Source organism: Lysinibacillus sp. NPDC093210 (assembly GCF_044753985.1).
Lineage (GTDB): Bacteria > Bacillota > Bacilli > Bacillales_A > Planococcaceae > Lysinibacillus.
Genome location: NZ_JBIVOE010000001.1, coordinates 1,045,622 through 1,070,808, shown reverse-complemented (window position 1 = coordinate 1,070,808; position 25,187 = coordinate 1,045,622). Strand labels below are relative to the sequence as shown.

The following is a 25,187-nucleotide window of genomic DNA, read 5'->3' as shown; positions in this document are numbered from 1 at the left end:
ATGGATGGATACGATGTCCAATTTAATGAAAGGTACAGCGATATTAACTTTAGGGATGTTTTTATCCAAGGTGCTTGGATTAATTTATATTTTTCCCTTTTATGCGATTGTTGGGCAAGAAAATATCGCGCTGTATCAATATGCATATATTCCTTACTCAATTATGCTAGCAATAGCCATTTCGGGTGCACCCATTGCTGTTTCTAAGTTTGTTTCTAAATATAATGCAATGGGAGATTATCAATCAGGACGCAAGTTGATGAAGTCAGGCATACTCATTATGATGATTACGGGCATTGCCTCATTTGCTGCTCTTTTTATACTTGCAACACCGATTGGTGAGCTCGTTATAAAAAGTGATGAACAGAAATTTTCAGTTGAACAAATTGCTTCTGTTATTCGCTGGGTAAGTTTTGCACTTATTGTTGTGCCATTTATGAGTTTATGGCGTGGCTTCTTCCAAGGCTATGACAAAATGGAACCAACAGCAATCTCGCAGTTAGTGGAGCAAATAGTCCGAATTGTCGTGTTATTAGGCGGTTCTTTCTTAGTAGTAGTTGTGTTTAATGGCAAACCTGAAACAGCAGTTTCTTTTGCTGTATTTGCGGCCTTTATCGGTGCAATTGGTGGTTTAATGGTGCTCTATTACTATTGGAAAAAATATCAACCTGAATTTAATTTATTGCGTAGTCAAAGTGTTACTTCAACACAGCTACCAATGTCGAATATTTATAAAGAAGTAATAACATATTCGATTCCTATGGTATTTGTAGGGGTTGCGAATCCATTATTTCAATTAGTGGATATGCTAACGTTTAATGGAGCGATGAGTTCAATTGGCTTAGCGAAAGTTACAGATGAATATTTATCAATGATCAACTTTACAACACATAAAGTTGTAATCATTCCAGTTATGCTAGCTACGGGTTTTTCGATGGCACTAGTACCGACAATAACAAAATATTATACACAGGGTGAGTACTTATCGCTACGTCATGCGATGGATAAAACGTATCAAATACTAATTTTCATTACGTTACCCGCTGTTGTTGGTATTTCATTATTAGCAAATGAAATTTACTTTATGCTGTATTCAGAAAGTGAAATGGGTGCAGCTATTTTAGCTCATTATGCGCCAGTTGCGATTTTATTTGCGTTGTTCCAAGTAACTGCTGCACTGCTACAAGGCATCGACTTTCAAAAGTGGATTGTCTTCAGCTTACTATCAGGTATTTTAGTCAAGCTAGCACTTAACATAACGTTCATTCGTTGGTTAGAGGCTGATGGAGCTATTTTGGCAACTGCGATTGGCTACAGTGTATCAATTATTATTAATATGTTAGTTCTTAGAAAAACGCTTAATTATAAATCAGAAATGGTATTACGTCGCGTAATGCTTATTACACTTTTAACAGCTGCGATGGCGGTAAGTGTATTAATTGTCCATAAGCTATTAGAACTTGTGATGGGACCAGTGGATGGCAAATTCTCTGCGCTCGTATACTCTGTTATTTGTGCGGCGGTGGGCATTGCTGTTTATGGATATTTATCATTACGTCTAGGCTTAGCACAAAAATTACTGGGTGAGCGATTGACGCGTATTACAAGTAAATTTGGATTTAAATAGGAGGAACTATGCGTTTAGATAAATTACTAGCCAATATGGGCTATGGCTCACGAAAGGAAGTTAAGCAACTCCTAAAACAAAAGGCAGTTTCTGTTGATGGCACATATGTGAAGGATGCAGCAATGCATGTTGATCCCGAACAGCAAAATGTTGTCGTCTATGGTGAACGTGTTGTATATACAGAGTTTGTGTACTATATGATGAATAAGCCTCCTGGTGTTATTTCTGCAACTGAAGATTTACGAGATGAAACTGTCATTGATTTATTAGATCCCCTACACCAGCATTTTCAACCATTTCCTGTTGGGCGTTTAGATAAAGATACAGAAGGCTTGTTATTGTTGACGAATGACGGTGTATTGGCTCATAATTTATTATCTCCAAAGAAACATGTACCAAAAGTGTACTATGCCAAAATTGAGGGCATCGTTACACAGGAAGACGGAGAAATATTTGCTCGTGGTGTGGAGTTAGATGATGGCTATGTCACAAAGCCAGGTGAGCTTGTCATTTTGAATTCTGCACCGCAATCGGAAATTGAATTGACGATACAAGAGGGTAAATTTCATCAGGTGAAACGTATGTTTGAAGCAGTTGGTAAACGAGTTATCTACTTAAAACGCCTTTCTATGGGAAGCTTACAACTTGATGAAAGCTTAGCATTAGGTGAATATCGTGAGTTAACGTCTGAAGAATTAGCAGGTTTACAAAATAGAGATTAAAGAAATCCTCGATGCTGTATTTTAGTATCGAGGATTTTTTTATACATGTTTGTCCCAATAACTGTATAATATAATATATCAATAAAATATTATAAGGGATTAAAGCGTACCGAAAAATTTTATGTTCAAAAAATGATAGTGAAGATGAGTAGAGGACATGTTTATGAAAAAACTACGAATTAAATTATTAATATCTTTAATTGCCTTTGCATTAATACTTGTTGCTGTAATTTCTTATGTAAATAGGCAAATACTTGTGGCAAATATTGAAGACCAAGAAGCTAGTAATCGAACATTAATTGAAAATCATATTCTAACGGATATGCAAACTGTAGATAATGCACACTTTTATTTTGATAAAAATATTTCGGAAAACATGGAACAAGAACTACAAGCATTAGCTACTTATTATGAGGAAAATCCTAATCTTGCAACGTGGGATTTACAGCAAATGAAAAACAACCATGGTATGGATATATACATATTGGATAAAACGAATACAGTTATTTATACAACATTTGAAAAAGATAAAGGGCTGAATTTTTCCCTTTGCTGTAAAAATTTTTCTGCTTTGCTAGATGAAAGAAGAGAGAGCGGACAGTTTTATACAGATGGCATTGATGTTTCGACAACTACAGGTGAGTATCGAAAATTTAGTTATTTGGCAACACCTGACAACAAATATTTATTAGAGCTTGGCTTGAAACTAAGTGAAGTGCCTGTTTTTCAAACGTTCAATTTTGGAAAAACTTCTTCTTATTTAATTGAAAAATATGATGATTTGCTAGATTTACGAACGATTAATGCAGGTGGTATTTTTTTCTCAGACACAGATTCCAGTCGGACAACTGTAAAAAACCAATCAAAAAAATTTCAGGAGTATTTTAAGTTAGCTCTTCGAACGATGAAGCCAACTGAATATCAACAAGAGATAGGCGATGGTTATATAGAGACATATCGTTTTATACCATACGAGGCAGAGGCTGTTCGAGGTGCATCTACAAAGCGAGTAGTGTATGTGAAATATGGTAACGATACAAAGCTGACTGCACTAGCCAATAATAAGAAGCAGTTTTGGTTTGTTCTGATGATTGCATTAGTAACATCATTTATAATGCTGATGGTTATTAATAGATTGTTTTCTAAAACAATACAATTAGCAACGTATGATCCACTAACAAATGTATTTAATCGTGCTACATATATAAGTAAAATGGATAAGTTATTAAGAAAAAGAAAAGCCAATACGCCAGGTTTATTATTAATAGATTTAGATAACTTTAAGCAAGTAAATGATCAATTTGGTCATGCTGAAGGCGATAGGATTCTTATTAAAACAGCCAATATTTTAAATGAAGTCGTGAAAAACAATGGCTTTGTTGTAAGATTTGGCGGCGATGAATTTGCAATTGTTTTATATGATACGAACGAGGAGCTTATGGTGCAGTTAGCAAATGCCATTTTGGCGAAAATACGAAGTTTAAAAAAAGTCGATAATATTAAATGGTCAGCAATTTCTGTTAGCATGGGCGGTGTAATTTGTGATAAACCAAATGAAACAGAATTAAGTTTATTTGAACGAGCTGATAAAGCATTATATCTGTCAAAGAAAGCGGGTAAAGACCAATACTCCAGTTATGATGAAGTAGCATCGACAGAAGAAAAATATGCAAACTAATTGAAAAAGCCGAGACAAGTAGGGAAGGGTAAATTGCCGACCTACGTGACTCGTGCTTTTTTAAATGAAGTGCATTGTTAGGAAGCATCTTGTGTTTTGGATCGATAGAACAGGGAACTACATAAAACTAGGACTGCTATTACAGCAAACATTGCATCAATATAATGCGTTAAAAGCCATCCCCCGATTATAGGACCAATAAATCCACCTAAATTTTTAAACTGGGATGCGCCTAAATATGTTGCCTTTTGTGTATCTGGTGCAATTTCATCAATCATGACATTCATCGTTGGGAAAGCAAATATTTCGCCAATCGTAAAAATGACCATTGCACAAATGAACAGTGGATAGCCAGTAGATAAGCCAAAGAACGTTAAACCAACCGCAAAGAACAGGATACCAATAAGAAGAATGGTTGATGATGAAAAACGCTCTGAAAAAATACTAATTGGTAGTTGTAGTAAAAGAACAACCGCCGCATTTAACGAAATTAGTAAAGAATAGAGCTTAGCACCATCTTCGATTTTAAGCTCTATAAGTTGCGGGAGTGTTGAATCGAATTGGGAGTAGCCAATATTTATTAAAATTGCCCCAAATATAAAGCTTAGTAATACTTTGTTTGTTAATAGAATCGTAAAGGTTTGAAGCACTTTAGTTTGTGTTTTAGCTTTTTGTTGTTTCATTTCATAACGATTCAAAACGAAAAATAAAAATATTGCATAAATAATGTACATAACACCTGTCAGCATAAACGGAATGCTAGGACTGGATAACTGGGCTATATAAACACCAATAAGAGGTCCTATAACTGCGGCTATATTAATGGCTGTATAGCGCAATGAAAACAATCTTTTACGTTTTTCTGCCGGAGTGAAATCAATCATTAATGCTTGTGTGGAAGGCTCAAAGAACGAGCGGCATAAACCGTTCAACGCATTTAGTACGACGAAGAACCAAATCGTATGTGCTGTAGCAAAGCCAAAGAAAACAATACTCCAAACGAGTATTGTAAGTAAAATGACACTTTTGCGACCAAAGCGATCTGTTAGATAACCGCCAAAAAAACCGCCTACTGTGGAAATTAATGGTGCAATACCAATGGTCAGCCCTATCTGTAAAGGGGAGGCATCAATTTCGTTATGTAAATATATAGCTAAAAAAGGCATTGCCATAAAGCTCGCAATACGTGTAAATATTGTACCACCTAATATAATCCAAACGAGTGGGTGGAACATCTTGGATAGTGGCATATAAAAATCCTCCTCTCAACATGTAGAATGTTTCGAGTGTAACGGATTGTGAAGAGACTGTAAATAGAAAAAAAGAATGACCCCGACGAAAGGTCATTCTTTTTTTCTTACAAAAATGCTTTACGCAAAGTGCGCAAAAACTAAGACGTCAATTTTACTTTTTTACTCGTCGTTGTCCATTTGCCTCGACTTGGGCTCATCACCAAATCGTTAAAGGCTAACACGTTCAAATCTCTTTGAACGGTGCGAGGAGTGATGCTAAACTCTTCGACTAAATCCTGTGTAGACACGGTTCCTTTGTCTAAAATAAACATGTACACGTCTTTAATACGATTAAGCATTCGATCAGTAGTTGGTTTCATAAATGAACCACTCCTTCATCTTAATTCACTTGGCATAGACTAGCGGACGACACTATGTGCGGAGTGCACTGAGGCTTTTTAAGTAGCTGCCTTAGACATCCCCTTTTCTAATTTTATGTTCAGAACAACAATTCTGATAACTCTATTATATAGAAAAACGAAGCAATTTTCTAGTGAATGCAATAGAAATTTACAATATATACATAAAGATTTAGCTGTATTTTGTGGACATTAGTGTAAAAGATGCTATATGTGGTAGTGTAAAGGGAAGATAGGCAAATGATAGTTAGAAAGACGATTGTATTTTTCTAAGTAAAGAGTAGAATAATCTTATTATAAAATGGAGGAGGTACATAGTATGGATTGGTTACATGCTGCAAAGGAAAGACAAGATGAATTAATAAGAGAGTTGCAAGAGCTTGTGCAAATTAATAGTGTATTGGATGAAAAAACGATAACAGCAAATGTGCCGTTTGGGGATGGACCGTTAAAGGCGCTGGAATGGTTGCTAGCAAAAGGTGAAGCTGAAGGGCTACAAACAAAAAATATTGATAATTATGCTGGACATATTGAAATGGGCCAAGGTGAAGAATTGCTCGGTATTTTATGTCATGTTGATGTTGTGCCTGAAGGTGATGAAACGAATTGGACTTATCCACCTTTTAGTGGCACTATTGCCGATGGAAAATTATTCGCCAGAGGTGCTATTGACGATAAGGGCCCAACAATTGCTGCATGGATGGCGATGAAGCTTGTGAAAGATGCAGGCATTCAATTAAACAAACGTGTACGAATGATTATTGGTACGGATGAAGAAACAGGCTTCCGCTGTGTCGACCATTATTTTAAAAATGAGGAAATGCCAACATTCGGTTTTGCACCAGATGCAGACTTCCCACTCATTAATGCCGAAAAGGGCATCGCTGAGCTTGTGTTCTCTCAAAATAAATCTGTGGATGCGACGAAAGAACAGCTACTACTATTTAATGCTGGTAAGCGTCCAAATATGGTACCAGATTTCGCAAAAGCGACAATTCAATTAGTATCTGAACAATTCGAACAGAATTTTCAAACATTTTTAAGCAAAAATCAGCTAGAAGGCTCTTTATTAATAGAGGGTTCTCACTATATAATAACTATCAAAGGAAAAGCAGCTCACGCAATGGAGCCTGAGAAAGGTGTCAATGCAGCTGTTTACCTTGCAGCATTTTTACAGCAAGAGTTGACGACAGAAGGCAGTAAGCAATTTGTCGATTTTATCGCAGATGTATTCCATCAGGACCATTATGGAAACGCCCTAGCATTACAATTTGAGGATGATATGTCTGGTAAAACGACATTAAATCCGGGTATTGTAACATATGATGTGGCGCAAGGTGGCAGTATGGTAATTAGTATGCGCTACTCTGTAACGTATCCATTTGATGAAAAAATTACAGAGGCTCAACGCTTAGCTGCTGATAAAGGATTTTCACTCGATATTCAAGATGATTCAAAACCGCATTATGTAAGCGAGGATGACCCATTAATCCAAGCATTATCCGGTGTTTACCGCCGTCAAACAGGTGATAACGAAACACCGCTCCTTTCTACAGGTGGTGGTACGTATGCACGCGTTATGAAAAAAGGTGTGGCATTCGGTATGTTATTCCCTGGTGAGCCCGATGTGGCACATCGTGCGGATGAATTCGTTGTCATTGAAAATTTAGTAAAAGCTGCGGCTATTTACGCAGAAGCAATTGTTGAACTTGCAGGGAAGTAATTGATTGTAATTCAGCAAGAGAGTGACGTCTTGCACGCTTAGATAGATAAGCGTCACGTGCAACGCTCTTCACTGAATAAGTACTTTGATTTCCTATTTCTAGTCTTACTTTATTGTGTAATGGGAAACACCGTACCTGTAAATGCGAAAAACAACTCAAAAATGAAAAGGATGTATGAACATGGCATACTCATTATGGAATGATCAAATCGTTGAAGAAGGATCTATTACAGTTTCACCAGAAGACCGTGGTTACCAATTTGGTGACGGTATTTATGAAGTAATTAAAGTTTATAACGGAAATATGTTCACAGCACAAGAACACATTGATCGTTTCTATGCTAGTGCCGAAAAAATTCGTCTTGTCATTCCTTATACAAAAGACGTTTTACACAAATTACTGCATGACTTAATCGAAAAAAATAACTTAGAAACAGGTCATGTTTATTTTCAAATTACACGTGGTACAACATCTCGTAACCACATTTTCCCGGATGCAAGTGTACCAGCTGTCCTAACAGGTAATGTTAAAGCTGGCGAGCGTTCAATTGAAAATTTTGAAAAAGGTGTAAAGGCAACATTGGTAGAAGATGTTCGCTGGTTACGTTGTGATATCAAGTCTTTAAATTTACTTGGAGCGGTACTTGCAAAGCAAGAGGCTTCTGAAAAAGGCTGCTATGAAGCAATTTTACACCGTGGAGATACTGTAACAGAATGTTCATCTGCTAATGTTTATGGTATTAAAGCCGGTAAACTTTATACGCACCCAGCAAATAACTACATCTTAAATGGTATTACACGCCAAGTTATTTTAAAATGTGCAGCAGAAATTAATTTACCTGTTATTGAAGAGCCTATGACGAAAGGCGATTTATTATCAATGGATGAAATTATCGTGTCATCCGTTTCATCTGAAGTAACACCCGTTATCGATGTAGATGGTCGTCAAATTGGTGCAGGTGTTCCTGGAGAATGGACTCGTAAATTACAAAAAGCATTTGAGGCGAAATTACCACTTTCAATCAACGCCAAATAACAGCAAGTAATTAAAAAGAGCTACCTAAAACTTGGTTAATAGTCGAGTTGCTAGGCTAGCTCTTTTTTATAGAACAAAATATGCATGTATTCTCCTGAAACGTCATGTAAAATAAAAAGGATAGAGCCTTTAATTGGTATTAGTAAAAGCCGACAATGAGGTAAAGTTGATATGGGGCAGTAAGATTGGAGTGACCTAAACATGGCACAATTAGTGAAAATACAAGATTATATTTCACGTTATCAAATTGATTTAGCAAGATATCCAACACAGTTTGTGCGCTTAAAAAAAAGTCAATGGGAGCGTATTAAACGTCAATGGGAATTAGGAGAAGATATTACCGAATGGCAACATACTGAGAATGAAAAAGACAATGATTCATTTGAAGAAAAGGAGCGCTTCTCATTATTTAAAAAGATTTTTGCAGGGCGCCAAAAAGAAGAGATACAAGAAGATATTGAGCAAGTAGAAATTACGAACGAGTTTGCCAATGAGGAAGATGTAATTCCGGAAGAAGAAACAACATTATCATTTGAACCTAATATTGTTTACGCGCCTCAGTCCATCCATGAATTGAAGCGGATGTTTATTGACCAATTTTTTCATTTTCAAATGAAATGGGCAAGCTCCACTTTGCGAGAAAAATCGTATGTAGACCCTCGATTTATGCGTGATTCTTTGTTACGTACATTGCTACAAAACTTACCAGATAACTATTTAGTTTTTTACTACCCGATTTTACAGGTGAGAAAAGCACCAATCGAGCTAGATGTTGTGTTAATGTCACCAACAGAGTGTATTTGTATTACTGTGCTTGAATCAGAGAATCAGGCGGTGTACGTAGGCGGCAGTGAACGCTTCTGGGTGAAAAAAGTGGGAACAAAGGATTCTAAAATACTGAACCCGATGATTAGTTTAAGCAGAATGGAATCTGTCTTAACACAGTTATTTAAACAAGACCAAATAGATATGCCGATTCGCAAGGTCATATTAACACGTAATGGTTATTTCGATTACCCTGGTTCATCTTTTAGTGTTCAATTAGTCGATCGCCGTAATTATAATGAATGGATGCAGGCATTGAAAAATGTTTCATCACCTATGAAACATATGCAAATTCGAGCAGCACAAACAATTTTAAATAACGTGCAAACAACGTCGTTTAATCGTGATATTTGGCAACAGACATCTTCAAAAGCTGAGGACTAACAAATGCGTGTATTATTTATTGTTAATGAGTGTGCAGGAAACGGAAAAGGTAAAATTGTTTGGAGTAGACTACAACAGCATTTAACCATTGACTATCAAGTCGCGCTCACACAATATGAAGGGCACGGTCAAGAAATTGCTAAGCAATGGGCGCAAAATGACCAAACAAAAAAGTTAATTATAGTAGTTGGCGGAGATGGCACCGTTCATGAAGTTGTTAGTGGCATTGTACATAATAATTTAGTCGTTATTGCCGTTGTTAGTGCAGGCTCTGGTAATGATTTTGCACGTTATTTTCAAACATTTAAAAATGCGAAACAGATTGAAACATATGTGAAAACTGAGATGCCTTCCACTACGATGGATATCGGAAAGCTGCAGGTAGGAGCTATTCAACATGAAGTGTTCGTCAATAATGCAGGCATAGGCTTTGATGCCTATGTCACAAGGCAAATAAATAAGTCGCGTCTTAAATACTATTTCAATAAAATAGGACTAGGAAAGCTATCATATGCTGCTGCAGTTGTTAGAGGGCTATTTCGCTTTACTTGTTTCGATGTGACAGTTCTTACTCAAAATGAAACGCTTCACTTTCAAAATGTCTGGTTTGTTGCTACAAGCAATCAACCGTATTTTGGTGGCGGTATGAAAATTTCACCTATGTCTAAAGCAGATGATGGCAAAGTTGAATTAACTATTGTTCACAATATTTCAAGAGTAAAGCTGCTATTAATTTTCGCCACTGTGTTTTTTGAAAAGCATACAAAGTTTCGAGAAATATCTTTTTTACAAAGCGAGCTATTTGAGATTGTTGTGCATGCAAATAGCGTTGATTGTCATACTGATGGAAATTATATTGGAGCGATTGGGCAAGATGCGGTCGTGCGATGTACAGTGCAACAACATGCATGGAAATGTATAACATTGGAAAAATCAAAAAACGTCATTTCGCAATAATTTCATGCGAATGTGACGTTTTTACGTTATACTAATAAAAAATCAATAATTTCACTATTAAGAAATGAGGAAGAAAATTGAGATTAAGAAATAAGCCTTGGGCAGAGGAAATGATTACAAATCATCCAGAGGTGATTATTCCAAATCCTGAAGACTTTAAAGGAAATTGGCAAGCTGTTTTTAATAACGATCACCCATTACACATTGAAGTAGGTACTGGGAAGGGTCAATTTGTGACAGGAATGGCCATACAAAATCCACATATTAATTATATTGGTATTGAGCTATATGATAGCGTGATTGTTTGCGCTTTAGAAAATATATTAGAAGCTAAATCTCCAGCGAATTTACGTTTATTAAAAGTAAATGGCGCAGATTTAAATAAATTTTTTGGAAAAAATGATGTAGATCGCGTGTATTTGAATTTCTCAGATCCTTGGCCGAAAATACGCCATGCAAAGCGTCGTTTAACGCATGAGGGTTTTTTGAAATTATATGAGTCGATTCTAGTGGATAATGGGGAAATTCATTTTAAAACGGATAACCGTGTCCTGTTTGAGTATTCGTTAATTAGTATGTCTGAATATGGTATGTTATTGAAGTATGTATCACTCGACCTACATGCAAATATGCCAGAAGATAATGTTATGACAGAATATGAGCAGAAATTTTCTGCTAAAGGACAGCCAATTTATCGTTTAGAATCGCAATTTATTAAAAAATAGTAAATAGTAGGGGGAGTATGGATGGATCAGTTACAGTTTCACAATATGTCATTATCATGGCTAAACGGGGGTGTCACTTGCCTTGATGGCGGTGCAATGTTTGGCGTAGTACCAAAACCACTTTGGTCACGCAAATATCCAGTAAACGAAAACAATCAAATCGAATTACCTACAGAGCCTATCTTAATTCAATATGATGGGAAAAACTATATTATTGATACGGGTGTTGGTTTTAACAAATTAAATGAGAAGCAATTGCGAAACTATGGCGTAACAGAGGAATCGACTCTAGCTGATAGTTTGCAAGAGCTAGGCTTAACAACAGCTGATATCGATGCAATATTAATGACGCATTTACATTTCGATCATGCTGGTGGTCTTACGCAATGGGAAGATGAAGTATTAGTCCCTACATTCCCTAATGCAAAAATATATGTAACAAAAATTGAATGGGATGAAATGCGTGAGCCTAATATTCGCTCTAAGAATACGTATTGGAAAGAAAATTGGGAGCCTGTTCAGCATTTAGTCGAAACGTATGAAGGTACATTAGAGGTTGCTTCGGGCATTGAAATGATTCACACAGGTGGACATAGTGATGGACATGCTATTATTAAGTTAACCCAAAATGGTGAAGTTATGTTGCATATGGCAGATATTATGCCAACACATGCGCACCAAAATCCATTATGGGTTTTAGCATATGATGATTATCCGATGACGAGTGTATTTGCAAAAGAACGTCTTATGAAAGAAGCTTTAGCAAACGGCTACAGTTTTATTTTCTACCATGATGCGTATTACCGTATGATTAAATGGGATGAGACTGGCAAGGAAATTGTTGATAAGTTAGAACGTAGCAGACAAGCTGTTATTACATTTTAAACAATAAGACACGTTGACTTAATACGTAAGCACTTCTAAAGCCTATAGGCAAGCCCCCAAAATGAGGGGCTGTCTATAGGCTTTTTTTATGTAAAAAAGTATGAAGCCGTTGATACTCCCTTTCCGTAGTCAAGGCTCCAACTAATTTTTGTGGCGCTGCGCCACAAAAACGGATTTTCTACTGTGCTGTTCCCGCAGAAAGCGTCCGCACTCAGTGAAAATGAACGGAAGTAGTCACTAATTACATATATCATTGAGTTTACCTACAGTCTGATTTTTTTGTTGATATTTCAAAATATTTTTTTGCATTATTCAGCTATTTGAAAACGACTACTTTCTTAGTGGTGATATAATATGCTGTTTACCATTTTTAACATGTAATATTCTGAATATTACATATTGACTGATTAATCTAATATTAATATACTGAGATAACATCAAAGAGCGTTTGATTGACAGAAGGGAAATGAAATACAATGAAAAATTTTATCAATAATGTACTGACTGGTATGAGCATGGGGATAGTTGTTTGTTTAATTCCGAATGCATTAGTAGGTGAGATATTAAAATTAATAATCCCCTATGTGCCCCAGTTAGAAATCATTTTGAATACATCCGTATTAGCTATGAGTCTACTACCAGTTATTATTGGTGTCATGACAGGAATTTGCTTTAAATTAACACCTGTCCAAACATGTAGCGTTGGACTAGCTGCTTTTGTCGGTAGCGGTGTATATACAATTGATTCTGATGCAGGCATTACAATTGCCGGTATTGGTGTTGTTATTAATATTGGGATTACGACAGCTTTAGCAGTGTTATTTGTGCAATTTTTAGGTAATAAACTTAAAGACTTTACACTTTTATTAATGCCTGCACTTGCTATGTTTGTACCTGGGTTGATTGGGAACGCCATTTTACCCTATGTGCGTACAGGCTCAGGATATGTTGGTCTTATTATTGAGCATTTAACAACGTTACAGCCAGTGGTGATGGGCTCCCTAATTGCTATGATTTTCTCAATATTAATTATTTCACCAATTTCTACAATAGGTGTAGCGACTGTAATTATGTTATCAGGCATCGGTGCGGGTGCGGCAAATCTCGGTGTATGTGCATCTGGTGTAGGTATGTGTATTGCAAGTTATAAGGCTAATAATATTGGTACTGCCATTGCACATGTTGCATCTGCAAAAATTCAAATGCGTAATTTTTTCATGAAGCCAAAAATTGCATTCCCGATGATTATTACTGCAGGAATATTAGGCGCATTAGCAGGGCTCTTTGAAATTGTAGGTACACCATACAGCGCTGGCTTCGGTCTAGGAGGCTTTGTTGGCCCGTTGAAGTATTTAAGTTTAGTTGGTTGGACTCCTTATACGCTAACAATAGCTATTACGTTATTTATCGCTCTACCGATTCTTTTAAATGTTGTCTTACTACGAATCTTCTCGATGAAACTGAAATGGATTACATCTGAAGACTATAAGGTGCATTATGAATAATTGAAAAGTCTCCGTTCAGGGGCTTTTTTTTCGTGAACATTTTGGAAAATATGATACACTAAAAGCTATACTAAAACACAAAAGAGAGTTGAAATAAATTATGGCAACGGAGCAACCATTTTTACCAGTATTATTAGGATCAGATATGAATGCATACGGCATGGCACGAGCATTTTATGAGGCATATGGCATTAAGCCACTTGTATTAGGACGTTCACATTTAACAGCAACACAAGATAGCCATATTTTGGATTTTAAAGAAATTGATCGTTTAAATGAACAGGACGTTTTTGCACCAGCACTTGCTCAAATCGCAAAACAATATGCTGATAAAAAATTACTGCTACTTGCTTGTGGCGATGATTATGCAAAGCTCATCATTAAAAACAAACCTGCACTACAGGAGCATTTTACAGTACCATATATTGATGAATCATTAATGGATGAAATTTTATTAAAAGAGAATTTCTATAAAATGTGTGAGAAGTACAACTTTAAATATCCGGGTACAACAACCGTGACTGCGAAAAACTATGAAAACTTCACGCCACCTTTTAACTACCCAATAATTATAAAAGCATCAAATTCAGTAGAATATTGGGCATGTAAATTCCCAGGTAAGAAAAAGGTGTTTGTTGCACATGATGAAGCGGAAAAAAGTGCAATTTTAAAAGCTATTTATAGCTCCACTTATCAAGATACAATGATTATTCAAGAATTCATCCCTGGTGATGATTCTTATATGCGGGTGTTAAATGCATATGTAGGAAAAGACGGAAAAGTCAAGCTAATGTGCCTAGGTAACCCGATTTTAGAGGAGCATTCGCCAGAAGGTATCGGAAGCTATGCAGCGATCGTAACGACATACGATAAAGAGCTCATGGACCAAGTACGCCACTTTTTAGAGGATATCGGCTATACAGGCTTTGCTAATTTCGATATGAAATACGACATTCGCGATAAACAATATAAGCTATTTGAAATTAATTTACGTAACGGCCGCTCAAGCTATTATGTAACGGCAAGCGGACATAATTTAATGAAATATGTAGCGGATGACCATATGTTAAATATCGAGCAACAGTTAACTTATGTAGAGGACAAGCATTTATGGATGATTATTCCGAAAGGCGTGCTATTCAAATACGCATCAAACGAAAAGCTTAAGCTTGAAGCGCAAAAATTGATTCGTGAAGGGAAGTATACAAATTCTCTTTACTTTAATAAGGACATGAATGCAAAGCGATGGGTAAAACTTACACTAAATAGTTTAAATTATTATCGAAAATATAAAAAGTATTTTAATAATAAAGGTCTAGAAGAATAAGATTGATTAAAAGGAGGTATAACACATATACCTCCTTTTAAATTGTAGAAAAGCTTGAAGAACAACTACTGCCATTGATTTCTGCTACGTGCGGGTAGGAACGAATTCCGCGAAGCAAGGAGTGAATTCCGCGGAGCAAGGAGAGGATTCCGCGAAGTAAGGAGTGAATTCCGCGAAGCAAGGAACGAATTCCGCGAAGCAAGGAGTGAATTCCGCGAAGCAAGGAGTGGATTCCGCGAAGCGAGGGAGTAATTCCGCGAAGCGAGGAGTGAATTCCGCGGAGCAAGGAGTGAATTCCACGAAGCAAGGAACGAATTCCGCGAAGCAAGGAGTGAATTCCGCGAAGCAAGGAGTGAATTCCGCGAAGCGAGGAACGAATTCCGCGAAGCAAGGAGTGAATTCCGCGAAGCAAGGAACGAATTCCGCGAAGCAAGGAGTGAATTCCACGAAGCAAGGGGAGGATTCCGCGAAGCGAGGAACGAATTCCGCGAAGCAAGGAGTGAATTCCGCGGAGCAAGGAGAGGATTCCGCGAAGCGAGGGAGTAATTCCGCGAAGCAACATTTAAATCCCTCCAGTAGCAAGCCCTTCACTAAATTTATGTAGTTATAAAAAATAGCATGTGGAGACATCATAATGTCCACATGCTATTCTAACTTGTTTTGTTTAGACTTCAGTCAATTCTACGACAACGCCAGAGCGTGCATCTGCAGCGAACTCGAATGTTTGCATTTCACCCTCGTGCATGCGTGAAATACCGCCACGATAAACAGGGATAGTCATAAATCCATTTGTGAAATTGTCAGTTTTCATAAAAATCCAAGAACCGTCTATTGGCGAATCCTTTTTAAATTCCTTTTTTATGTTTTCAAGTACTTGTCCTGCGGGTACATACGGAGAAACTTTTTCACTAGCTTCTTTAATAATGACTGCCGCGGCGAGGCCTGTTGCAACACCAATTAAAAAATCACGTAATTTCATGGGTAATTTCCTCCTTTTCCTATAGCTCTATTTTAGCATAGCACAAAGAAGGAAAGCACGTTCATTGTAAAGGACTTTCATGAAATGTATCAATATTTCGACTTCTGAAATAATTATGATACAATAAGCAAGGAAGAAAATTCTACTTCGTGGGGAGAGAGTCATCATGAATGAGGAAACATTACAATTATTTAAAACATTAACTGAATTACCTGGCGCTCCGGGCAATGAGCATGCGGTGCGTGCATTTATGCGAACTGAGCTACAGAAGTACTCAGATGAGGTAGTTCAAGATCATTTAGGTGGCATTTTTGGTGTAAAGCATAGTGCAGTATCAGATGCCCCTAAAATTCTAGTAGCAGGCCACATGGACGAAGTGGCTTTCATGGTTACATCAATTACTGATAATGGATTAATTCGTTTTCAAACACTAGGTGGCTGGTGGAACCAAGTTATGCTGGCACAACGTGTAGAAGTGTACACGAAAAATGGTGCAATTCCAGGTGTTATCTCGTCTATTCCACCGCATTTACTAACAGATGCTGAACGTTCAAAGCCAATGGAAATTAAAAATATGCTAATTGATGTTGGTGCAGACAATAAAGAGGATGCTATTGCACTCGGTGTTCGTCCAGGACAGTCAATTATCCCAGTATGTTCATTCACACCGATGGCAAATCCGAAAAAAATTATGGCAAAAGCATGGGATAACCGTTATGGTTGTGGACTTGCGATTGAATTAATGAAAGAAGTAAAAGATGAAAAATTAGCTTCGCATTTATATTCAGGCGCAAATGTAATGGAAGAGGTTGGGCTTCGTGGCGCTCAAGTATCAGCTAATATGATAAAGCCTGATCTATTTTTTGCTTTAGATGCATCACCAGCCAATGATATGTCTGGAGATAAAAATCAATTTGGTCAACTAGGTAAAGGGACATTATTACGAATTCTAGACCGTACAATGGTAACACATCGTGGTATGCGTGAGTTCGTGTTAGATACAGCAGAATCTAATCATATTCCTTATCAGTATTTTGTATCACAAGGTGGCACAGATGCTGGCCGTGTACATACATCTAATGACGGTATACCAAGTGCTGTAATTGGTGTTTGCTCACGTTATATCCATACATCAGCATCTATCATTCATATTGATGATTATGCTGCAGCCAAAGCACTAATCGTAGAATTAGTGAAAAAAGCTGATCGTTCGACATTAGAAACGATTCGCGCTAATGTATAAGTAAAAGAAAAGGTGCCTATTAGGGCATCTTTTTCTATGCAAAGAAAGAGGGATTATAATGGAAATAGCTATTGGGACAACGAATAAAGCGAAAATCCAGTCGGTACAAGCAATTGTTAATCAATATTTTGAAAAAGTAACTTTTACATATTTTAAAGCACCTTCACAAGTTTCGGATCAACCGATAACTACGGAAGAAACAAGACTTGGTGCGATTAATCGCGCAAAGAATACATCGATTGCTACGGGTGCTATGCTATCTTTTGGACTAGAAGGTGGCGTTACGGAAATTGATGGTGATATGTACATCTGTAACTGGGGAGCTCTTACATTAGCCGATGGGACTACATTTACAGCTGCGGGTGCACAAATTATATTGCCAGAAGAAATTGCCCAGGAAATAAGAGCAGGCAAGGAGCTGGGTCCTATAATGGAACAATATACTCAGCGATTGGATATTCGTCAAGGAGCAGGAGCGGTAGGTATTTTTACGCAAGGTATTGTGACTCGTCAGACGATGTTTGAGCATATTGTCGCGCTACTTATTGGACAATATTTGTTCACATTAGCGCAGAAATAGTGTCTTAGAACTAGTGAGAATGGTGCAGTGGTGTTGCAACTTATCTAGAATTTTTTTAAAATAGAAAAAAGTTAGCAATGAAAGGAAGATAGAAATGTCTCGTGTATGGCTACAAGCACTAGGATTAATGCTTTTACTATTGGGGCTTTCTGGCTGTAATCAATCGGTTGATGAACAAATTGCTAGTGGACTTCAATTAACGGAAACGGTATTTGCAGAAGAGCCAGAAGCATATACCGACAAAATTGGTCATGTACAATTGTTTTTACCGTCAAAATTTAAAATTGATGATAGTTCAGATGCTTATAATATTTTAATATCAAAAGGAATGGATTCTTATATTCTGTTCATCAATGATCGTGAAAAAGCCAATAGTAAACTCTATTATAATTTGTTAAAAGAAGATAGTTCAAAAAAAGTCATTAAAGAAACTACCTATGAAAAGAATGGTATTTTCGGTTTTGCTGCTGTTTCTAAAACGGATAACAAAGATGAATTTGAGTTAATTGTAAGCTGTGGTGGCGTAAAGATGACAACTATTTCACAAGCGAAAAATATTGAAAATAATCTTCATGAGATGACGAAAATCGTTCATTCGGTTAAGATTAAATAATTGCATAGTTTTGACCAGAGCGGTTCACAAAATTATGTGAGCCGTTTCATTATGAAGAAAGGACGTGAGCTAATTGAAACAAATAAAATCAGAGCAACTTGTGTCCCTATTAAAAAAGCAGTTAAGTGAGCAAAAATTTGATTTTCAATTTGACAAAAAGCAAGATAAACTACGCTTGAATCATAAAAAAATAGGCAAAGGGATGGAGCTCTCTTTACCAGGTATTTTAGCAAAATATAATGAAAAGCAAGAGGCAGCTGTAGAAGAAGTTGTCTACACGATTGAGCAAACTTTTAAGGCGATGGAGCAGGAGCAGGAGCGAGGCTTCAAAGAATCAGGGCAAATTTATCCGGTTATTCGTGCAACATCGTACCCGAAAGCTTCAAAAGAAGGACATGCATTTATCACTACAGATCATACTGCAGAAACACGTATTTTCTATGCGCTTGATTTAGGAAAAACGTATCGCTTTATTGATGAATCGATGTTAGAAGCACTAAAATTAACAGTGGAACAAATTCGAGAGATGGCACGATTTTCTGTCAAGCAGCTACCAACCGTCTATAAAAAAGATGAAGTAGCAGGAAATGTCTTTTATTTTGTTAATGCAAATGACGGCTACGATGCCAGTCGTATTTTAAATGAAAACTTTTTAAAAGAAATGCGAGCAAAAATTGAAGGCGATATGACCGTATCTGTACCTCATCAAGATGTGTTAATACTAGGTGATATTCGTAATGAAACAGGGTATGATGTATTAGCACAGATGACGATGCATTTCTTTGCTGTAGGGACAGTACCGATTACGTCATTATCATTTATTTATGAAGATGGGGAGCTTGAACCAATCTTTATACTAGCAAAAAACAGAGTAAAAAAGGAGCAAGAGAAACAATGAATGTATTTTACAATAAAGAGCATGTAGGAGACGTATTATTAGTACAATTGGCAACAGAGGCGATTGTAAAAACAGAAGTAGTACGTGCTGGGGATATCGCAATTTTAAAAGAAGCACAAACAGGAGAAGTAAAAGCATTTAACTTATTTAATGCAAGCAAATATGTTCAAGTAGAGGCACAAGGTAATGTTGAACTTACACCAGAGTTTGTAGCACAGCTTGAAGCCGCAATTGAAAGCAATGGCGCTGCAATTAGCCTTGATGTAGATTTCACTCCAAAATTCGTTGTGGGCTACGTAGAAACAAAAGAGAAGCATCCAAATGCTGATAAATTAAATATTTGTACTGTAAATGTAGGTGAACAAACACTTCAAATTGTATGCGGTGCACCGAATGTTGAAGCTGGTCAAAAAGTAGTTGTTGCTAAAATTGGCGCTGTAATGCCTTCGGGAATGCTTATTAAAGAAGGGAATTTACGTGGTGTTGATTCATTTGGCATGTTATGCTCAGCGCGTGAATTAGCCATTCCTAATGCGCCATCTGAAAAAGGTATTTTAGTTTTACCTGAGGATGCGGTAGTTGGCAGCGCGTTTGATACACCAACTCGATAATTATATAAATTGTAAAAGAATCGTTAGACTACCAATAGCTGGTGGTATAACGATTTTTTTGTCTAGGTCGGGCCTATAAATACAAGTTTCTATATCATTTTTATGGTATGCTTTTTTATGTGGACATTGAACTTAGTTTTAATAGTCAATTATTGAAAACTAAAACAATGCTATAAATGAAGTGTAAGAGAAATGAGTGAAACAACGTGAATTGGTTTAAAAAGAAAATTGAAAAAATTTTAAATAGAGATGAATATGAATATGATGAATATTATGAGGAGTATGAGGAACAACCAGATCACCAACAGCCGTTAAATGAAACATCGGTTACGCGACAAAAAACTTTTCGATTCCCTTTAATTGATGATGAAGAAGATATGCCTCAAGCATCACAATCAAGAGACGTGTTTGATCAAATGGATGACTCATATGGACAAATTGAAGATTTAACATTACCAAAACATTTAAATCATAAAATGGCAGATTCTCGTGTTTACGATATAGAGGTATCTGGCATCCGTGAATTATTAGAAAATCGTTCGAAGCGAACTGGCAGAACGACGACTACACGAAGTCAACCTAAGCAGCAAGAATATCCAACTAAAGCAAGTATGGTTTTTCGCGATGCTCAAGTTGAAGCTAAACCTGTTCAAAAAGAGCCAATTGTGAAACAGGAAAGTAAAGTGGAAGACATTTTACCACAGAATCGAAAACGTTTTGTGCCCACGGATGTCCCTTCACCAGTTTATGGCTTTGCAAAACCAAGCCCAATCGAGCAGTTATTAAATAAACGGAAGGAAGAACAGGAAGCCGAAATGCCTTCTGTGGCTAAGTTTGCAAAAGAAGCGACAACAAATAAGCCTATTGAAAATATACTAGAAGAAAAAGAGCCTATCAAATCCTCCATTGATGTCCGTGAATTGCTTGAGATACCACGCTCGATCGAAGTGCCATCGAAGCAACCACGTGCAACTGAGGAAGTTGAAGCAACTGAGCAAAGCCAATTAACGAATGAAGTGAATACAGAAGAACCATCAAAGAAACTGATTACATTTGAAGAAGTTGAAGCAACTGAGCAAAGTCAACCAACGGATGAAGTGAATACGGAAGAACCATCAAAGCAACCAATTACATTTGAGGAAGTTGTAGCTGATGAGCAAAATCAAATACCATATGATGATAATTTGGAGCTACCTGTACCACAAACAACATCATTTGCAGTGAATTTTGAAGATCAAATTAAGGAAGCGGTACAGCAAGAACTTGCTGTCGAGCAACTTTCTGCTGATCAGTCAGAAATTCACGTGAAAGAAGTAGTTGTGGAACAATTACAAATTGAGAATTCTACGATTCATATTGGGGAAGTTACAGTAGTCCAGCCAACTAATGAAGATGTCAATCAAGAAATAGTAGATGAATCATCTGTAAAGCAAGAAAAGAGCCGCATTCCTTTTAATGTTTTAATGTTAAAAACAGATAAAGAGAAATGGCGAATTTCACAGCAACTAAAAGCGATATCAAAAACAACTACAGAAGAAAAGCAAACTGAGAGTGCGTTTACTCGCGATAATTATGAAGCTGTAGCGTTGTCAGAAGACAAACCAACACCTTCACCTATTGTTGAAGTAGAGCAATCAAATCAAGAGCCATCACCAGGAGAGGTAGATACAAAAAATATTTCTGTCATTACGATGTCACCTGTAGCAACAATGACACATTTGCCAACTATAGAAAATATAGCGGTTGAAGCTGAGGCGCTAGAAGAAATTGCAGCAACAACGTTTGTTGATAATGTTTTACCACAAGCAGAATCTACAGTTATTGAAGCTGAGGCGCTAGAAGAAATTGCAACAACAACGTTTGTAGATAATGTTTTATCACAAGCAGAATCTACAGTTATTGAAGCTGAGTCAATGAAAGAAGAATCAGCACCAATGTTGTTTGTTGAAAAAGTTTTGCCTCAAGAAGAAACTTCAGTGATTGAAGATGGAACGAGAGAAATTAAGCCAGCAATAATGATTGAAGACAATGCTTTACCACAAGCTGAAAATCCAATAATAGAAGCTGAGCTATTCGATGAAAATACAGCGCAAGCGTTTGGGAACAATGACTTACCACTTGACGAGCAAACAGAAGAAACCATTGCAATTCAAAGCATTGAGGTACCTGAAAAAGTCGAGGGAAATCTTAGTGATGTATTAGTAATTTCTGATGTTGAAGCTAAAGAAAATGAAGTTATACCTCCAAAGCCTATTCATGTTTATCAAAAACCAACGGATGAATTTTTAGAGCCGCCTGAGGAAAAAACACAAGATACGGAGTGGATGGAGCAACAAGGGGACACACTAGTTGAAGCACTATCTTATTTCCAAGTGTCAGCACAAATTGAATCGATTATGCAAGGTCCAGCGGTAACTCAATTTGAAATTACAGTAAGTCATGGTACGAAAGTAAGTAAAATTCGTAACTTAGCAGATGATTTGAAACTTGCTTTAGCTGCAAAGGACATTCGAATTCAAGCGCCGATTCCAGGAAAAAGCTCTATCGGAATAGAAATTCCTAACCGAGTATCTCGTGCTGTTCGTTTATCGGAAGTGACAAATAGCGCTTCTTTCCTCGACTCCGATTCACCACTAGAAGCGGCATTAGGTCTAGACTTAACAGGGAAGCCTGTCACGATTGATTTACGTAAAATGCCACATGGCTTAATTGCCGGGGCGACCGGTTCAGGTAAGTCTGTTTGTATCAATTCTATTTTGGTTAGTTTATTATATAAAGCTGCACCACATGAATTAAAACTAATGCTGATTGATCCAAAAATGGTAGAGCTTGCTCCTTTCAATCATATTCCTCATTTAGTCAGTCCGGTCATTACGGATGTAAAGGCTGCAACAGCAGCGTTAAAATGGGCAGTGGAGGAAATGGAGCGACGTTATCAGTTATTTGCTCATGCAGGTGCACGTGATATTACACGTTATAATGCTTTAGCAGATAAAAATAATGAGCATAGTTTAAAATTACCGTATATTTTAATTGTCATTGATGAGTTAGCAGATTTAATGATGATGTCGCCTGCTGATGTCGAGGAAGCGATTTGTCGTATTGCTCAAAAGGCACGTGCTTGTGGTATACATTTAATTGTTGCAACACAAAGACCTTCTGTAGATGTTATTACAGGTCTTATTAAATCCAATATCCCTACACGAATTGCCTTTGCGGTATCTTCACAAATCGATTCGCGTACAATATTAGATGGGCAGGGAGCGGAGCGATTATTGGGACGAGGCGATATGCTTTATTTAGGTAATGGCATGTCTGCACCAGTTCGTTTGCAAGGGACGTTTGTTACAGATGACGAAATCGAATCGATTATCGATCATGTTCGAGAGCAAGGCGAACCAGATTATATTTTCGACCAAGAGGAACTTTTAAAGAAATCAGAAGTTTCGGCAGAGCAAGATGATCTGTTTGAGGATGTTTGCCGTTTTGTATATGAGCAAGGTGGAGCTTCTACATCTCTTATTCAACGTAAGTATCATATTGGGTATAATCGTGCTGCACGATTAATTGATATGCTGGAATCGCATGGTTTTGTGTCGGAGGCAAGAGGCAGTAAACCACGTGAAAGTTATATTACTGAGCAAGATTTAATTGCTATGTTTGAATAAGAATTGCAGTGTTTTCGTAAAGATTATCTGACTTTCGTCAAAATTAGTTTTTTTAGAAAAGTTGCACATTTATCCTTGTGCATAAATAGTGCTATAATAGACAAGATGTTTTAACATAGTACGTATTTTTCTGTACGTGTAAAGGTATTAATACCTAGTGCAAAATACGATACACCTAATAGATGATAGATGGGATTTTGTATTTCCCGGGGGGTTTAATTAATGACAGTTTTTCATTTCACAGGCATTAAAGGTTCTGGCATGAGTTCGCTTGCACAAATCTTATTTGATGCTGGTGAACAAGTACAGGGCTCAGATATTGATAAATATTTCTTTACTGAACAGCCGTTGCGTGAACGAAATATTCCAATCTTCACATTTAATGCGGATAATATTAAAGAAGGTATGACAGTAATTGCAGGGAATGCTTTTCCTGATGACCATCCTGAATTAGTCCGAGCACGAGAAATCGGTGTTGAAATTATTCGTTATCACAAATTTCTTGGTGAGTATATTGGCAATTACACATCGATTGCCATTACTGGCGCACATGGTAAAACTTCTACAACGGGCTTAATGGCACATGTTGTAGGCGGCTATAAACCAACTTCTTATTTAATCGGTGATGGTACAGGTGCAGGCCACGAAAATGCTAACTTCTTTGTGATGGAAGCGTGTGAATATCGTCGACACTTTTTAGCATACAATCCTGATTATGCAGTGATGACAAATATTGATTTCGACCATCCAGACTACTTTGCGAATATTGAAGATGTGTATGCAGCCTTCCAATCACTTGCATTACAAGTGAAAAAGGCGATTATCGCATGTGGCGATGATGAACATTTACAACGTATTCAAGCGAAAGTACCTGTTGTTTATTACGGGTTTGGAGCTGAAAATGACTTTGAGGCACGTAATGTTGAAAAAACAACTGAAGGCACAACTTTTGATGTTTTTGTGCGCAATGAATTTTATAGTACTTTCTTTATTCCATTATTTGGCGACCATGCAGTGTTAAATACATTAGCTGTTATTACACTTTGCCAATACGAGGGTATTTCATCTGAAATTATTCAAGAACGTTTAAACACATATAAAGGTGTAAAAAGACGTTTCACAGAATCAAATATTGGGGATCATGTTTTAATCGATGATTATGCACACCACCCAACAGAAATTCGTGCAACAATTCAATCGGCTAGACAAAAATATCCTGAACGTGAATTAGTAGCGATATTCCAGCCTCATACATTCACGCGTACCCAAGCGTTTTTACAGGACTTTGCAGACAGCCTTAGTCTGGCTGATACAGCATACTTATGTGATATATTTGGTTCTGCAAGGGAAACACAAGGTGCACTTTCAATTCAGGATTTAGCTTCACTTATTGACGGGAGTGCTGTAATTACTACAGAAGGTATTGATGTGTTAACAAAGCATAAAGACGCAGTATTTTTATTTATGGGTGCTGGCGATGTTCACAAGTTCCAAGATGCCTTTGAAGATGTACTTAAAAGCAACGAAACAGCTTAATCCGCAAGGAATAA

The 25,187-nt window shown here is 37.0% G+C and carries 22 protein-coding genes; 19 read left to right on the top strand and 3 right to left on the bottom strand.

Going from position 1 to position 25,187, the window contains the following annotated elements:
- Positions 1-13 precede the first annotated feature (13 nt).
- From ACIP9C_RS05300 to ACIP9C_RS05290, 3 genes are all read left to right on the top strand, one after another.
- Positions 14-1,627: a putative polysaccharide biosynthesis protein gene (locus ACIP9C_RS05300; RefSeq protein ID WP_401009102.1), complete on the top strand. Its 1,614-nt coding sequence runs from the start codon at positions 14-16 to the stop codon at positions 1,625-1,627.
- Positions 1,628-1,635: 8 nt separating this feature from the next.
- Entirely contained in the window at positions 1,636-2,349 is a 714-nt protein-coding gene (locus tag ACIP9C_RS05295; RefSeq protein ID WP_401009101.1) for a pseudouridine synthase, read from the top strand.
- A 163-nt stretch (positions 2,350-2,512) separates the two neighbouring features.
- Positions 2,513-4,027, top strand: a complete 1,515-nt coding sequence (locus tag ACIP9C_RS05290) for a GGDEF domain-containing protein (protein WP_401009100.1) — start codon at positions 2,513-2,515, stop codon at positions 4,025-4,027.
- Between the two features lie 77 nt (positions 4,028-4,104).
- On the opposite strand, the gene ACIP9C_RS05285 is transcribed toward ACIP9C_RS05290, so the two are convergent.
- Together ACIP9C_RS05285 and ACIP9C_RS05280 are read right to left on the bottom strand one after the other, a co-directional pair.
- Positions 4,105-5,277 carry an MDR family MFS transporter gene (locus ACIP9C_RS05285; RefSeq protein ID WP_401009099.1) on the bottom strand — a complete coding sequence of 391 codons (1,173 nt, stop codon included), beginning with the start codon at positions 5,275-5,277 and terminating at the stop codon, positions 4,105-4,107.
- A 140-nt stretch (positions 5,278-5,417) separates the two neighbouring features.
- Positions 5,418-5,639: a DeoR family transcriptional regulator gene (locus ACIP9C_RS05280; protein ID WP_025220342.1), complete on the bottom strand. Its 222-nt coding sequence runs from the start codon at positions 5,637-5,639 to the stop codon at positions 5,418-5,420.
- A gap of 358 nt (positions 5,640-5,997) precedes the next feature.
- Here ACIP9C_RS05280 and pepV point away from each other — a divergent pair, with 358 nt between their 5' ends.
- The 9 genes from pepV to ACIP9C_RS05235 all read left to right on the top strand — a co-directional run bounded on the left by pepV (position 5,998) and on the right by ACIP9C_RS05235 (position 15,649).
- The gene (gene pepV / locus ACIP9C_RS05275; RefSeq protein ID WP_401009098.1) at positions 5,998-7,401 is read left to right on the top strand and encodes a dipeptidase PepV; all 1,404 of its coding nucleotides are present in this window, start codon (positions 5,998-6,000) and stop codon (positions 7,399-7,401) included.
- 181 nt (positions 7,402-7,582) lie between these two features.
- A complete protein-coding gene (gene dat, locus ACIP9C_RS05270) occupies positions 7,583-8,437 on the top strand; it encodes a D-amino-acid transaminase (protein WP_401009097.1) in 855 nt (284 codons plus the stop codon).
- A gap of 201 nt (positions 8,438-8,638) precedes the next feature.
- Positions 8,639-9,646: a nuclease-related domain-containing protein gene (locus tag ACIP9C_RS05265; protein WP_401009096.1), complete on the top strand. Its 1,008-nt coding sequence runs from the start codon at positions 8,639-8,641 to the stop codon at positions 9,644-9,646.
- Between the two features lie 3 nt (positions 9,647-9,649).
- Positions 9,650-10,603, top strand: a complete 954-nt coding sequence (locus ACIP9C_RS05260) for a diacylglycerol/lipid kinase family protein (RefSeq protein WP_401009095.1) — start codon at positions 9,650-9,652, stop codon at positions 10,601-10,603.
- A gap of 77 nt (positions 10,604-10,680) precedes the next feature.
- Entirely contained in the window at positions 10,681-11,328 is a 648-nt protein-coding gene (gene trmB, locus ACIP9C_RS05255; protein WP_401009094.1) for a tRNA (guanosine(46)-N7)-methyltransferase TrmB, read from the top strand.
- 21 nt (positions 11,329-11,349) lie between these two features.
- Positions 11,350-12,213 (top strand): YtnP family quorum-quenching lactonase, encoded by an 864-nt coding sequence (locus ACIP9C_RS05250; RefSeq protein ID WP_401009093.1) that lies wholly within the window; start codon positions 11,350-11,352, stop codon positions 12,211-12,213.
- 476 nt (positions 12,214-12,689) lie between these two features.
- Positions 12,690-13,718 (top strand): PTS sugar transporter subunit IIC, encoded by a 1,029-nt coding sequence (locus tag ACIP9C_RS05245; protein WP_401009092.1) that lies wholly within the window; start codon positions 12,690-12,692, stop codon positions 13,716-13,718.
- Positions 13,719-13,818: 100 nt separating this feature from the next.
- On the top strand, positions 13,819-15,045 hold the full coding sequence (locus ACIP9C_RS05240; RefSeq protein ID WP_401009091.1) for a carboxylate--amine ligase: 1,227 nt from the start codon (positions 13,819-13,821) through the stop codon (positions 15,043-15,045).
- A 163-nt stretch (positions 15,046-15,208) separates the two neighbouring features.
- Complete coding sequence (locus ACIP9C_RS05235) at positions 15,209-15,649, top strand: hypothetical protein (protein ID WP_401009090.1); 441 nt, start codon at positions 15,209-15,211, stop codon at positions 15,647-15,649.
- Between the two features lie 60 nt (positions 15,650-15,709).
- Here ACIP9C_RS05235 and ACIP9C_RS05230 read toward each other — a convergent pair whose 3' ends face one another.
- Positions 15,710-16,024 carry a hypothetical protein gene (locus ACIP9C_RS05230; RefSeq protein ID WP_173477578.1) on the bottom strand — a complete coding sequence of 105 codons (315 nt, stop codon included), beginning with the start codon at positions 16,022-16,024 and terminating at the stop codon, positions 15,710-15,712.
- Positions 16,025-16,190: 166 nt separating this feature from the next.
- Between ACIP9C_RS05230 and ACIP9C_RS05225 the strand changes: the two genes are divergently transcribed.
- The 7 genes from ACIP9C_RS05225 to murC all read left to right on the top strand — a co-directional run bounded on the left by ACIP9C_RS05225 (position 16,191) and on the right by murC (position 25,173).
- Positions 16,191-17,267: a M42 family metallopeptidase gene (locus tag ACIP9C_RS05225; protein ID WP_401009089.1), complete on the top strand. Its 1,077-nt coding sequence runs from the start codon at positions 16,191-16,193 to the stop codon at positions 17,265-17,267.
- 58 nt (positions 17,268-17,325) lie between these two features.
- On the top strand, positions 17,326-17,847 hold the full coding sequence (locus ACIP9C_RS05220) for a DUF84 family protein (protein ID WP_401009088.1): 522 nt from the start codon (positions 17,326-17,328) through the stop codon (positions 17,845-17,847).
- A gap of 94 nt (positions 17,848-17,941) precedes the next feature.
- Positions 17,942-18,460, top strand: coding sequence for a hypothetical protein (locus ACIP9C_RS05215; RefSeq protein WP_401009087.1), 519 nt, complete (start codon positions 17,942-17,944; stop codon positions 18,458-18,460).
- Positions 18,461-18,533: 73 nt separating this feature from the next.
- The gene (locus ACIP9C_RS05210) at positions 18,534-19,358 is read left to right on the top strand and encodes a DUF1444 domain-containing protein (RefSeq protein ID WP_401009086.1); all 825 of its coding nucleotides are present in this window, start codon (positions 18,534-18,536) and stop codon (positions 19,356-19,358) included.
- The gene (ytpR, locus tag ACIP9C_RS05205; protein ID WP_401009085.1) at positions 19,355-19,969 is read left to right on the top strand and encodes a YtpR family tRNA-binding protein; all 615 of its coding nucleotides are present in this window, start codon (positions 19,355-19,357) and stop codon (positions 19,967-19,969) included. Before ACIP9C_RS05210 ends, ytpR begins: the two co-directional genes overlap by 4 nt.
- Before the next feature lie 206 nt (positions 19,970-20,175).
- Positions 20,176-23,637 (top strand): DNA translocase FtsK, encoded by a 3,462-nt coding sequence (locus tag ACIP9C_RS05200; RefSeq protein WP_401009084.1) that lies wholly within the window; start codon positions 20,176-20,178, stop codon positions 23,635-23,637.
- 222 nt (positions 23,638-23,859) lie between these two features.
- Entirely contained in the window at positions 23,860-25,173 is a 1,314-nt protein-coding gene (murC, locus tag ACIP9C_RS05195; RefSeq protein ID WP_173477571.1) for a UDP-N-acetylmuramate--L-alanine ligase, read from the top strand.
- Positions 25,174-25,187: the final 14 nt, after the last annotated feature.